This window comes from Spirosoma endophyticum (assembly GCF_900112365.1).
GTDB classification, from domain to species: Bacteria; Bacteroidota; Bacteroidia; order Cytophagales; family Spirosomataceae; genus Spirosoma; species Spirosoma endophyticum.
On the sequence record NZ_FOLQ01000006.1, the window covers coordinates 85,852 to 99,483 of the forward strand.

Annotated in this window: 10 protein-coding genes; 6 read left to right on the top strand and 4 right to left on the bottom strand. The window is 49.0% G+C overall.

The features are described 5' to 3' along the window. Window positions 1–97 precede the first annotated feature (97 nt). Window positions 98–1,264, top strand: coding sequence for an N-acetylglucosamine-6-phosphate deacetylase (gene nagA / locus BM202_RS17070; RefSeq protein WP_093828249.1), 1,167 nt, complete (start codon window positions 98–100; stop codon window positions 1,262–1,264). Between the two features lie 77 nt (window positions 1,265–1,341). On the opposite strand, the gene BM202_RS17075 is transcribed toward nagA, so the two are convergent. Then, on the bottom strand, window positions 1,342–2,766 hold the full coding sequence (locus BM202_RS17075; RefSeq protein WP_093828250.1) for a tetratricopeptide repeat protein: 1,425 nt from the start codon (window positions 2,764–2,766) through the stop codon (window positions 1,342–1,344). Window positions 2,767–3,670: 904 nt separating this feature from the next. Between BM202_RS17075 and BM202_RS17080 the strand changes: the two genes are divergently transcribed. Together BM202_RS17080 and BM202_RS17085 are read left to right on the top strand one after the other, a co-directional pair. Further along, window positions 3,671–6,625, top strand: coding sequence for a TonB-dependent receptor (locus BM202_RS17080; protein WP_093828252.1), 2,955 nt, complete (start codon window positions 3,671–3,673; stop codon window positions 6,623–6,625). Window positions 6,626–6,696: 71 nt separating this feature from the next. Then, window positions 6,697–7,149, top strand: a complete 453-nt coding sequence (locus BM202_RS17085; protein ID WP_245776696.1) for a hypothetical protein — start codon at window positions 6,697–6,699, stop codon at window positions 7,147–7,149. Window positions 7,150–7,187: 38 nt separating this feature from the next. Here BM202_RS17085 and ribD read toward each other — a convergent pair whose 3' ends face one another. Beyond that, the gene (gene ribD, locus BM202_RS17090) at window positions 7,188–8,252 is read right to left on the bottom strand and encodes a bifunctional diaminohydroxyphosphoribosylaminopyrimidine deaminase/5-amino-6-(5-phosphoribosylamino)uracil reductase RibD (RefSeq protein ID WP_093828256.1); all 1,065 of its coding nucleotides are present in this window, start codon (window positions 8,250–8,252) and stop codon (window positions 7,188–7,190) included. Window positions 8,253–8,390: 138 nt separating this feature from the next. On the opposite strand from ribD, the gene prmC reads away from it, so the two are divergent. The 3 genes from prmC to msrB all read left to right on the top strand — a co-directional run bounded on the left by prmC (window position 8,391) and on the right by msrB (window position 10,843). After that, window positions 8,391–9,239: a peptide chain release factor N(5)-glutamine methyltransferase gene (gene prmC, locus BM202_RS17095; protein WP_093828258.1), complete on the top strand. Its 849-nt coding sequence runs from the start codon at window positions 8,391–8,393 to the stop codon at window positions 9,237–9,239. Window positions 9,240–9,328: 89 nt separating this feature from the next. Beyond that, the gene (locus BM202_RS17100) at window positions 9,329–10,303 is read left to right on the top strand and encodes an AAA family ATPase (protein ID WP_093828260.1); all 975 of its coding nucleotides are present in this window, start codon (window positions 9,329–9,331) and stop codon (window positions 10,301–10,303) included. Window positions 10,304–10,333: 30 nt separating this feature from the next. Continuing rightward, window positions 10,334–10,843, top strand: coding sequence for a peptide-methionine (R)-S-oxide reductase MsrB (gene msrB, locus BM202_RS17105; protein ID WP_093828262.1), 510 nt, complete (start codon window positions 10,334–10,336; stop codon window positions 10,841–10,843). A gap of 57 nt (window positions 10,844–10,900) precedes the next feature. Here msrB and BM202_RS17110 read toward each other — a convergent pair whose 3' ends face one another. Both BM202_RS17110 and BM202_RS17115 read right to left on the bottom strand, forming a co-directional pair. Then, a complete protein-coding gene (locus tag BM202_RS17110) occupies window positions 10,901–12,421 on the bottom strand; it encodes an MBOAT family O-acyltransferase (RefSeq protein WP_093828264.1) in 1,521 nt (506 codons plus the stop codon). Window positions 12,422–12,627: 206 nt separating this feature from the next. Beyond that, complete coding sequence (locus BM202_RS17115) at window positions 12,628–13,578, bottom strand: glycosyltransferase family 2 protein (protein ID WP_143100704.1); 951 nt, start codon at window positions 13,576–13,578, stop codon at window positions 12,628–12,630. Window positions 13,579–13,632 lie beyond the last annotated feature (54 nt).

The window sequence follows — 13,632 nt, forward strand, 5'->3', positions numbered from 1 at the left end:
GTTGATTCTGGCACAAACCAGTTCGCAAAAAAACGAAAAATCGGCTACATTCCGGCCATAATTGACATATCACACAGAAGGAAACCCGCTTTTTCGCATGAATCAGTTTATTAATGCTACCGTCTTCACAGGCAATGAATGGTTAACCGGCGCGTCGGTACGTGTCGAGAATGGTCAAATTCTGGAGGTTACTACGTCCTCTTCCGAAACTCAAGTTCCTGACAACGTAACGGTTGTTGACCTCAACGGCGATTACCTCATTCCGGGTTTAATTGATCTTCAATTGTATGGTGGATCAACTCTCTTCCTCAATGACCAACCCACCCCCGAAACGGTTCGGCATATTTATGAAACTCACGCCAAAAACGGCACAACAACTTTATTGCCCACGATCCACTCCACCTCGCTTGCTATTATGCAGCAGTCGATGGAAGCTGTGGCGACGGTACGTAACGAAAATCCGCTGGGCGTGCCAGGCATTCACATCGAAGGTCCCTATTTCAACCCTATCAAGCGGGGGGCGCACAGCATGGCCTATGTGCGAACACCCGCTGAAGGGGAACTGGAAACGCTGTTCAGCACCAACGCCGATGTTATCCGGATTCTGACACTGGCTTCCGAAATACTGACGCCTGATCAATTAAATACGATCAACCGATTAAAACATCCCAATACGCTCCTCTCGCTCGGCCACAGCAACGCTACGTATCAGCAGGCCACCCGGGCGTTTGACGAGGGCATTCCACTGGCAACTCATCTCTACAATGCCATGCGCAGTTTCGAGAGTCGCGAGCCGGGCGTAGTGGGTGCCGTTTTTGACCATCCCAGCGTGCGGGCCAGCATTATTGCCGACAGTTACCATTGCAACCCAACCGCCATTCGCATTGCTTACCGGCTTCTGGGCGAACGGCTATTCCTGATCTCGGATGCGCTGTTTGCCAACCCACCCCGGCCTACGTTCGAGCTGGGCCAGTTTGTTGTGCATTTTGAACCCGATACCAATGGTCCGGGCCGGTACGTCAACAACGAAGCGAATCTGGCCGGTTCGGCTATTACGCTTATCGACTGCGTCAAAATTGCGGTTGAGCAGGCAGGTATTCCCTTGACCAGTGCATTGCGGATGGCCTCGGTGATTCCCGCAGAAATTATCGGCCTGGGCGATCAACTAGGCAAAATTCAACCGGGCTACGTAGCGAATCTGGTACGTACTAACACGTCCTTACAAACGAAAGGCGTATGGGCATCTGGTCAGAAAATAGCGTAATCAAAATCAATGAAGCCGTGCCACGGTTTGTTATCGTGGTACGGCTTCAGACAGAACTCTTGGTACAATGACAGAACTCAGCGCGCGCCTTTGGCCATCGCTTTCTCGTAGTTCTGGTTAAGCGTTTCAATGAACTTACCCGTTACCCAGCTAATATCTGAATCCCGGATAAACACAAACCGCTTGGGTATCGACGTATTGGAATAAGCCTTGAAAACAGATTCTAACAGTAAAGCACCCGCAATAAGCTGTTTTTCGTTGAACTGATTCTGCGCATTGGTAAGGTCTGTTTCCGCTTTTTTCCGCACGACCGGGTCCATCAGATCGGTTAGATCCGGGTGAATCAGGCTCTGATAATCGGTCTTCGCCAACCGGGAAAACCGCTCGACATCGCTCATCGTCAGCGGCACGGCGGTCATTCCGGCTTTTTCAGGGTGCAGGTACACCGTCATTGCCCAGGCAATGCCCCCGCCCAAAGCAACCGTTTTGCGCTGGTGTAAGCCAGGACTAGCTGTATTGAACTCAACATTTAGCGTCGTATCGGCGATCATTTTGATAACTCTTTGCGCTTCCTCTTTGTAGGCATCAATTGATAACGACCGATTATTATCGATCAGATTAGCCAGCGTTTTTGTTCCAAACGGCAGACTCACTGGATGAAACTGACGATCCGAATCATAATAGCCTCCCTTTGTGTTACCGCTACCGATGTCGATACAGGAAGTTGTTGTCCATAACTTACGGGGAACGGAGCCAACCAGAAACAATTCGGCCTCGCGGGCGGCCGTCAACGTAGTATCGATGGCAAGCGACGAACTGTCGGGTGAATTAGCCGCCACAAGCGTCGAAAATAGCTCATATAATTTTCGCTTTCTGGCCGGTGTTTTGCCCAATGTTTCGTTGACTCCACTACTAAAGGCCATATAAACGTGGTCGGCAGGAATCTTGTAATACCGGATCGAATCCAGGTAGGTTTTGAGCACTTCCTGTCCCGTTTGAAACGATTGCGGGGTTCCTGAAACTAACGTTACGTTGGGAGCTACCGGCTTGACTTTGACATCCTTGCTATAGAAGCCGTTTTCGAACGACGTACGAAAAATAGCCAGTTTCACCCCCGACGCACCAATGTCAATACCGGCATACAGATCCTTACTGGACGTTTCCCCGATCAGCTGACGCATGGCGGTTTCACTGGCACTAAAGTTTAATTTCTGATACAATTGATGGGCTTTCTGAAAATAGCGCAGAGACGCCTGGCTATTCTCCTGCTCGCTGTAGGCAAATCCTAAATTCTCGTAGGCCACGGCTTCCATGTAGGTGTCTTTAGCCTGCACGGCGGGCAAGGCCCTTAATAGCAAAGCGATTGCCTGCTGCGGCCGATCAACCATTCGTAACGTATTGCCCAATTTAATGAAATGCATGGCTTCCTCAGCGTTACGAGCGTTTTGCGCACGAGCCGAAATAACCCAAATCATCCCTAATGTCAAGAAGAGGTATTTCATAGACTAGTAGATTGCTGTATTGTTTATGGATAAGACTACTTAGTATAAAGATCAACTGCCAAGTTAAAACCAATCCCTGTAACTTCCTGCTTACCGACGAACTAAACTACCCGACTAACCAAATAACTACTCACGAGTTCATGCGGAATCCCAGGAGAAAAGTACTCAAAAAATTAACTAGTGGTCGCTTGTGTCATCAATACAGGCTTACCAGAAAGACATATATTGTATTATTCTAGCAATTAGATATTATATTTTGCTTATTTATTTGTTAACACAATTATAATTGGCATATTTGACAAAGTACAACAAGAAAAACTCTCACCTTGTGCGCACAAATGGTAATGGAGGGTATATCTATTCATGAATTTTATGGCTAATCAACCGGCATTAATAGATTAGTCACAAACGTATTATAAACATAATTTCTAGGTATCTGATGCAGGTCTACCAAATCGACCTTAGGTAGTTTTTTGCCCAAATTTTCCCATTATCCATACGTAAAAATTCACCTTGCTAACAACCTGAAACGCCATGAAACATGTAGTGCGTATTCAAATTGCTGGAAATTCAGTGTCAAGGAGGTATTCGCCCGGCATTATGTTTTATACATCTCCTACCTGCCCGACAACCAACAACTACAGCGGGCGCCCTGCCTCAGAACGTCAACAGAATTGGCACCGTAACGAGTCTACGACACAACCAATCAGTTCAACTTAACAGGGCTGAACCTGGCTCAACTCTCTCATTTCTTCCCACAAGGTGTTTTTTCCCAGTCTTTCGAGAGGGCGTTTCTCAGGATATTATCGATCAAAATAGAGCTTAGGCAATCACCTGATCCGATTGCAGAGTACCTGCAATGAGTACTTAAACATGAGTTTTCCAACTTAATTCTCCCATAATCATGAAAAGAAAGTTACGTAAACATAATGTCATTCCGGTAGTGATGCTGCTGTTTGCTCTCGTCATCATAAGCTCCACGACCGCCTGGGCTCAATCCAGGAAAATAACCGGGAAAGTTTACACCAGCATTACGTCCGAAGCCCTCCAGGGCGTTAATGTTCTGGTCAAAGGCAATTCAAAAAAGGGTGCGACCACGGATAATAAGGGCATTTTCTCGCTGGAAGCTGAGCCAAACGATGTGCTGGTGATTAGCTTCATCGGGTTTAAAGCGCAGGAAATAAAAGTAGGCGACCGCACCTCGTTTGACATTCCGTTGGAAGAAAATGTGAATGAACTGACCGAATTGATTGTGACCGGAACCCGCAATGTTGGGCGCACCATCATTGAATCGCCGGTTCCAGTCGATGTTATTTCGATCAAGGATATAATGGGCAGTCTTCCTCAAATGGATCTGGCGCAGATGCTGGCGTTTGTTGCGCCCAGCTTCAATGCTGTTCGGTCGCAGGGAGGAGATTTGAACTCCCACGTCGATCCGGTTCAGCTACGGAACATGGCGCCGAATCAGATTCTGGTTCTGGTGAATGGAAAGCGACGCCATACGTCGGCCCTGCTCATCACCGAAACAGCGGTTGGTAGCCCTTCTACCACCGTTGATTTGATGACCATTCCCGTTTCGGCGATTGATCGGGTCGAGATTCTCCGCGATGGTGCTGCTGCTCAGTATGGTTCAGATGCTGTGGCCGGCGTTGTGAACATCATTCTGAAAAAAGGAACGAATAAACTGACGGCCAGCCTCACGGGCGGAGGCTATGCCAATACAGGCGGACAAGCCGGAGCGCTGACCAAATCGGGAAAACCGGATGGCTTCAATTATCAGTTCGACGCCAACTATGGCTTTAAACTGAGCGACAAAGGCTACATTAACATTTCGGGCCAGATCACCCAACGGCGCCCAACGCTACGTCCGTTTGTGAATGACTGGGGCTTTTTTGACAATACGTACCTGAATAACCTCAGAACCGACAAGGCGGGGAATCCAGTGATCACAAATCCTGAATTAATCAACGCGCAGGTTGCCGGTAATACGTCGCTGATGACTTCGCTGAAAACCGAAGATGGTCTGATGAGTGCCCGCGGATTAACGAAGGCTGATTTCGCCGTATACGCCGGTATGCCCGCTATTACGCTGGGTAGCACATTTTACAACGCGGGTTATGAAATAAACCCCACCACAACGATCTACAGTTTTGGCGGAGCTTCGTACAAGTATCTGGAAGGTTTCTCCTGCTATTTCCGCCGACCCGCGCAGACGGACCGGTTTAACTACCTCCTTTATCCCAACGGATTCCGGCCACAGATGACCTCCAATACGTCGGATATTTCGAACACGGTGGGTATTAAAAGCAAGATTGGCAACTTCAGCGTTGACTTCAGCAATACGTTCGGGAAAAACACGATGCGCCTGGGTATGGTCAACACGTTCAATGCCTCGCTGGGCTCCAATTCGCCGGTAAACATGAATCTGGGTACGCACCAGTTCTCGCAGAACTCGACCAACCTCGATTTCTCCCGTTATTTCAAAGAGGTGATGAATGGCCTGAACATCGCCTTTGGCGCTGAAATGCGCGTAGAGAATTACCAAATCATTAAAGGTCAGGAAGAAAGTTATAGCTACGGAACAGCGGGTATTCTTACAGTAGGCAAAGACGGGCTGCTGGTTGGTCCGGATGGCAAGCCGCTGGAAGATGCGAGCAGTGCACCCATTGTTGATGCCAACGGCAACCCCTTGTCGGTTTATGCTGGCCAGCAAGTGACGGTTAAGTCGTTGTCCTCAAACTGCCAGTGCTTCGCTGGTTTTGGTCCTAAGAACGAACGAAATGAGTTCCGAACAACGATGGCGGCCTATCTGGACGCCGAACTGGAACTAACGCGAAAATTCTTGCTGGCCGGTGCTTTCCGGCTGGAAAACTATTCTGATTTCGGTGGTGTAACGATCGCCAAACTGGCGGCCCGGTATTCCATCACTAAAACGCTGTCGCTACGTGGATCGTTTGCTACCGGCTTCCGCGCCCCTTCGTTGCAGGAGTTAAATTATACGCACACAGCCACGGCTTTCGTGCCCGATGCGAACGGCATTCCACAACCGCTGGACGTAACGACCTATCCAACCAATAGCACGGCTGCCCGCGTATTAGGCATTAAAGGATTGAAGCAGGAGCAATCCCGCACCTATGGTTTTGGCCTTACGTTCCAGCCTACTCAGGGCCTGGAAGTAACCCTGGATGCGTATCAGATTGATGTTGACAACCGTATTTTCAGAACCAGCTATTTCAACGCATCGGAAGTTGGCAATAATTACGGCGAAGTAATTGGGGATGGGGAAGCTCAGTTCTTCGTCAACGGGGCCGATGTACGGTCTAAAGGGCTGGAGGCCGTTGGTAATTACACGCTCAACCTGAAAGGGGGACAAAGCCTTACGTTCAGCCTTGCTGCCATTTTCAGTAAGAACACGGTCCTCAACCGAAAAACGCTGAACCTGAACGTAGCGAATCTTTCTGCCGAGCAGGTCGTAGGCAAATACCTCAGCCGCGATGTAGTGGGGCAGTTTGAAACAGGAACGCCCCGAACTAAACTGATTGGTTCCATGGCCTACCGTATCAATAAATTTAATGCCATGCTGCGAGGTACGTATTATGGGTCAGTTACAGAACGGTCTGTATCTGCTGATAACGATGGAAACTTTTACGACCAGACGTTCTCCCCCCAAGCCATTTTTGACTTAAGCGTTGGCTATGACCTGAATCGTAGTGTGAAGTTCTCCATTGGCGGCAGCAACATCTTCGATAAATACCCTCAAATACTCCGGTCTGAGAATCAGGGCTTCTACCTGTATTCCAATAATCAGCAAGGTTCCAACGGTGCCTATTATTATGGCCGTGTGATGTTCAACTTCTAATTGCTACCCAAGCTATGAACCGATATTTCAATAAACGAAGCATTATCCCTGTAGTGGGCCTTTTTCTGTCTATGCTCGCATTCCTTAGTTCGTGCGAACAGCAACAATATGAGCCAAATTTAAGCGTAGCGCAAGGCGGTGGTACGGTAACGACCTATAAATCGTATACCCTAACGTCGGCAGCCGGATCGGCTGCTTACGGGCGAGTAGTGTTCTATAAGTATAGCTCCTCGGTTACGTTGGTCGAGATGGCTCTCTACAAAACAACAACCGGAACGACCTATGCGTCATCTATTTATCCGGGTAAACTTTCCGACAATTCCACCACGGCGCTGAAACAGCTTGATGCCATCAGTGGGACTACCGGCGAGTTTGCGACGAACAAGTATTTCACGGTCAATGAAGCTGGTTTCTACGACAAGCTGGCTACCTATAGTGCCAACGTCAAGATTATGTCAGGCACAACGTTGGTAGCGAGTGGAAATATTGGAGCCAACGCGACACCCGTTGCCCAGTCGCAGTAGGTCTCGCTTAATATAATGCGTATAAAAATAGCCCCGGATTAACCTCCAGGGCTATTTTTATAAACCGACAGTTCGTCCTCGCCCACCATTTCCCGGCTTGCTAACGTACCGCGCACGCTGGGCGCTTCTACCGCATCGGTGAACCGACCCTTGTCCAGCATCGTCTGACTGCGAAATACCCGCATCTCATCCCAAAGACCAGCATCCATAAACGATTGAAGCAACGTAGCACCGCCCTCAACAAGCACCGACTGGATATTACGTTGATGAAGGTCAGTCAACAACTGATTGAGAAACGGTCCGGCACTCCGGGTAACGAAAGAGCGAAAAATATTGGGACGATCGGCTAGGTTCTCATTATCAATCTGGTGATAAACAATAGTCGGTTGAGAGCCATCGAACAGATTTAGGTTTTGATCAAGAGAAAGTTGGTTATCGATAACTATACGTACTGGATTTTTACCCGGCCATCGTCGCGTATTCAGGCTAGGATTGTCATTGCGAGCCGTGTTGGTACCCACCATAATGGCATCTTCTTCACTGCGCCACCGATGGACCAATCGATGCGATAGATCACCACTTATTTTTACGGGCTTCCCTCCTACTGCGCCAATAAATCCATCGGTGGTTTCAGCCCATTTCAGGATAATGTACGGTCGTTTTTTCTCAAAAAATGTAAAAAAACGAGCATTCAATTCGCGGCCTTCGGGAGCTAAAACGCCCGTTTCTACCGCAATGCCAGCGGCTCGCAGTTTATTAAATCCCCGGCCCGATACGAGTGGATTTGGGTCGTCGTTGCAGCAAATAACCCGCCCAATTTTCTTTTCGATGAGCAAATCGGCGCAGGGTGGCTGTTTGCCATAATGCGAACAGGGTTCGAGTGTTACGTAGGCTGTGCTTTCGGGCAGCAGATGCATATCGTCGGGACGAACCGAAAAAATGGCGTTACGTTCAGCATGGGCTTCGCCATACCGCTGATGCCAACCCTCACCAATGATACGTTCGCCGTGAACAATGACACAGCCGACCATTGGATTCGGACTAACATGGCCCCGACCAAGCGTAGCCAGTTCGAGCGCGCGAAGCATGAAGATTTCGTTCATTGTTTGCGATTAGTGATGTCTCATTAACAGGATTCAATTTATGGTTTCCAGTATTTCACCACGACGATTCGCCGTAAACCAAACACCATAAACCGTGAAAACTTCCCTATTTTTGGCAAAATTACTCGACAGAACCCAATGGCCACCGCCAAGCCTCTATACGAACGACTTAGTAAGAATATTACAGCTTATCCATCCGAAGAAGCGCGGGAGATGGCGTTTATGCTGCTCGACCATTATTTTGGGCTCCGCAAGACGGATGTTCTTACCGATAAACCGCTGCCACCCAATCGAACCGAACCGGACTGGTTTAAAATCCTGGAACGACTCAATCGCCAGGAACCTATCCAGCACGTCATTGGCACGACGATTTTCTGTGGGTTAGAGTTCGAGGTATCGCCCGACGTATTGATTCCCCGGCCCGAAACCGAAGATTTGGTGCGGCTTATCATGCACGATTTTGCCGACCGCACCGATGACGTTCCCATTGTAGACATCGGCACGGGCAGCGGTTGCATCGCTATCACACTGGCCCGGTTCCTGCCGCAATCCGTTGTGACGGGTTGGGATGTGTCGGATAAAGCTCTCGCGCTGGCGCAGCACAATAACGAAAACCTCAACGCCGACGTTACGTTCGAGATTCAGGATATTCTGAACGTACCCCCCGATTTTAGTCGCCGGTTTGATTGCGTTGTGAGTAATCCACCTTACGTAACGCGTTCCGAAGCGGCCGACATGAACCGGAACGTGTTGGACTACGAACCGGGTCTGGCGCTGTTTGTGGAAGACAACGATCCGCTGGTTTTTTACAAAGCCGTTGCTGATTTCTGCGTTCGCCACCTGACAAAAGATGGTGCCTGCTACGTTGAAATAAACGAGCGGTTTGGCGAGGCAACCCGGCAAGTTTTTGCCGACAGGGGTTTCTCCAATATTCAGGTTTATAAAGATATTCATGGCAAAGACCGAAGCATTCGGGCGACGTTTTAAAAAGAGTCGATAGTCAATAGTGGTCAGTCGCTAGTAAACTAGTTGCTATCTATGCTGACGATTAATGACTATTGACCGACGACTACTTTATGCAGCCAACCACCTCGTTTACGTATCATACAAAAATCCGCGAAGTATTCAGTGAGATGAGCCAGGTTGTGGTCGGGCAGGAACGGCTGCTTAACCGCTTGCTCATTGGGCTGTTTACGGGTGGTCATATTCTGCTGGAAGGCGTCCCGGGGCTAGCCAAAACATTGACGATCAATACGCTGGCCAAAGTGCTGGAATTAGATTTTCAGCGCATCCAGTTCACACCCGATCTGTTGCCCGCCGACCTGATTGGGACCATGATTTTCAATCAGAAAACGGCCGAGTTTGAGGTAAAGCAGGGGCCGATTTTCGCCAATCTGATTCTGGCCGATGAAATCAATCGTTCACCCGCCAAAGTGCAGTCGGCCTTGCTCGAAGCCATGCAGGAAAAGCAGGTAACCATTGGAGAGGAAACGTTCGTACTGGATCGACCGTTTCTGGTGTTGGCGACCCAAAACCCCGTAGAGCAGGAAGGTACGTATCCGTTGCCCGAAGCGCAGGTCGACCGGTTTATGATGAAAGTTTTCGTCGATTATTTGAGTAAAGACGACGAACTGGAAGTCATGCGCCGGATGTCGAACATGAACTTCAATTACGAAGTGCAACCGGTTTTGGGCAAGGAAGAACTGGTTGCTATTCGCGACGAAATCAACGGAATCACGATCTCGGAAACACTCGAACGGTACATTATTGAACTGGTATTCGCCACCCGCCGACCGCTGGAATATAACCTTCGCGACGAAGCCCGCTATATTCAATTTGGCGTATCGCCCCGCGCCAGTATCAACCTCAACCTGGCCGCTAAAGCGCTCGCCTACTTCGACCGACGCGACTACGTATTGCCTGAGGATATTAAAGAAGTAGCCCCAGACGTATTCAACCACCGGATTATGCTCAACTACGAGGCCGAAGCCGATGGCATAACGACCTTGCAGGTGATTGACTCGATTTTGCGAAAAGTGGCGATTGGGTAATTAATTTCGTCGCTTCGGTGTTTTTTAGGTATGAAGCTAAACACGCTCTTTCTCCTGATTGCACTCGTTCTTGCCGGTGGTTTGTGGGCCTATGGTACGTATCTGGCCAAGCCTCGTCCTCCCCATCGTCGCCCGGCCGGAGCCACATCGCCAAATGGGCGACGGGTTGAAAAAACGGATGCCGAATGGAAAGAAACTCTAACGCGATCGCAATACAACATTGTTCGTAAGAGTGGCACTGAATGGCCTAACAGCAGCGACCTGACGCATGAACACAGGCGCGGTACGTATACCTGTGTCGCTTGCCACAATCCACTTTTTTCGTCTGCCACCAAGTTCGATTCCCATACGGGCTGGCCCAGTTTCTACATACCAATTGTCCCGAATGCAGTTTACAACGAACCTGATGGTAATCGAACGGAAGTCCGCTGTTCCGTTTGTGATGCGCACCTGGGCCACGTCTTCAACGATGGGCCTGAGCCTACTGGCTTGCGCTACTGCATGAATGGCGTAGCCATGGAATTTTCAGAGGGAAAATGAGTGAGCCCTGCATTTGGCCTACTAGGTACTTAAGATTTGCAATTCGCAAACTGCAAATCAGAACTGGAAATAAATGAACTGATTGGAGGAGAAAACGCCGAACAGATACGTCACGAATGTGATCAGGGCGAACAGCACGACAAAGCGAGCGGTGCTACGTGTTGGAATCATGAGGAAAAACTGCTCCTTCAGTAGCAAAAACACGATCAGAAAAACGCTGAACCACATTTCCACAGAGTTCATCGGACTATCGATCGTATCATTGAGCGACAGTGTACCAATTCGTTGCAGAATCAGGAACGCATCACTCAGGTTGTGGGCGCGAAAAAATACCCATGTCAGCATGATCAGGGCGAACGTAATAAGGGTATTCAGCACGGCTCGCACAGGTGATTTGCGGATCTCTTTGTTGGTAACGGGCGACGTTGCCGAGCTGGAAAAACCCATTTTTGTCAATAGCTTGTCGCGCAGCACGGCCAGTATCTGATAGAGTCCATTTAGGCCACCCCAGATCACGTAGGTCCAGTTGGGACCGTGCCAGAGGCCGCTGGCCAGAAATACGATCAGCATGTTCAGGTACTGTCGAACTTCCCCTTTTCGGTTGCCGCCCAGCGGAATGTAGAGATAATCCCGGAACCAGGTTGAGAGGGAAATGTGCCAGCGTCGCCAGAACTCCGAAATGGATTGGGCAATGTAGGGCGTTCGGAAATTCTCCATCAGATCGAAGCCCATGACCCTTGCCGCGCCAATTGCGACATCGGAATAACCCGAAAAATCGCAATAAATCTGAAACGTATAGAAGAACGTAGCCGCCAGCAGCGTCAACCCATTGTGCTGATCAGGAGACGCATAGGCATGGTCTACGAGCATCGACAGCCGGTCGGCAATAACGAGTTTTTTAAAGAGGCCAAAGGCCATCTGCATCAACCCGGACTTTACTTTCTCAACATCGTATTTGAAGTACGAATGAAACTGCCACAGCACGTTCTGCGGTCGCTCGATCGGGCCAGCCACCAACTGTGGATAGAACATGACGTAGAGCGCGTAAATGCCGAAATGTCGTTCAGCTTTGTGGTTTCCCCGGTACACTTCAATCGTGTAGCTCATCGCCTGAAACGTGTGAAACGACAGACCAATGGGCAGAATGCTCATGTTACTTTTATAGGATGTAATGCCGCTTTGCCCGAATACATGCAACACTTTCACAAATACTCGATTGACCAAATCCGTTACGGAATGGGCGATATCCGGCATGTTCAGCGTATCGAACAGACTGGCTACATTTTCGGTGAAGAAACCGAGGTATTTAAAGAACGCCAGAATGCCAAGGTTGGAAATCAGGGATAAAATCAGCAGCCATCGCCGGGCTTTGCCACTTGTTTTTTCGATCCAGATACCAGCGATGTAATCAATGACAATCGTAAGAAACAGAATCAGGATATAGGCTGGCTGGAAAACCATGTAGAAGTAGCAACTGGCTACCAGCAACAATATCCACCGACCCTGCCACTTCAGACTGAAGTAACCGAGCGTAATGACAATAAAAAACAGTAAAAACTGTAGCGAGTTAAAGAGCATCCGTTAGTCGATAATCGGTAGTCGGCAATCGTCAGTCATCCGATACAGTATACCGACCTTAAACTGACGATTAGCGACTAATTTTCAATAGACCCTTTTGACCTACAACACGATAATGGTACGTTCTCATCGGATCAACTGGGCACTTAATGCGGCCAGGTTAGTAGTCAGCTAGGTTACTGCTACGTTCTCTGACCGGCAAAGCATTATAAAGGCTGACGTTCTTTATCCCGGATCACTTCCCGAATCACATACAGCGGGCGACCTTTGGCCTGAAAAAATATACGTAATACGTATTCACCAATTAACCCCAGCGCGATGAGTTGCAAACCACTGAACAGAACAATCGCGAACAGAAGGGCCGTAAATCCCTGTGGTACGTCGTGGTAAACAAATCGTTTGATAAGGGTCTGAATCAGGTAAATCACCGCCACTCCGATGGTGACCATACCAATCCGGGTAATAATCTTGATCGGGTATTCGCTGAAGTTAAAAATGCCGTTGTAGGCCAGTCGTTGCAGCATTTTGAAGGAGTACTTCGACTCACCAGCCAACCGCGCATCCCGCTCATATTCGACGCCAATTTGCCTAAAACCGATCCAGCTACGCATGCCCCGGATAAAGCGGCTCTCTTCGGGCATCTTGTTCAGCACATCGGCAACCCGGCGGCTGATAAGCGAAAAATCGCCACTGTCCAGCGGCACATCAACGTAGGATATTGACCGCATTAACCGATAGAAGGATGCGTAAGCTGTTCGTTTAAACCAGTTCTCCTTACGTTTCTTACGCACGGCATACACAACATCGTAGCCTTCCTGGAACTTCCGATAAAATTCTGTTAGTAACTCGGGCGGGTCCTGCAAATCGCCGTCGATAATAAACAGGGCTTCTGTAGCGCAGGCCGTTGCGATACCCGCCGTCAGCGCAATCTGGTGGCCGTAGTTGCGGGAAAGAAAGACGCACTGATATCGAAAGTCGGCTAAGGCTAGTTGCTGCATCAATGCCGCTGTATCGTCGCGGCTACCATCATCAATAAGTACAACTTCAATCGATAGTGGCGAGGCATCCATCACCGCATTTAACCGAGAAACTAGCGCTGGAAACGACTCGGTTTCATTAAATAATGGTGCGATAATTGAAATTTGTGGATTTGACAACGTAGTATAGATTGAGTCGGTGGCAGAATTGACAAAAGTAAACTTTTTTGACGT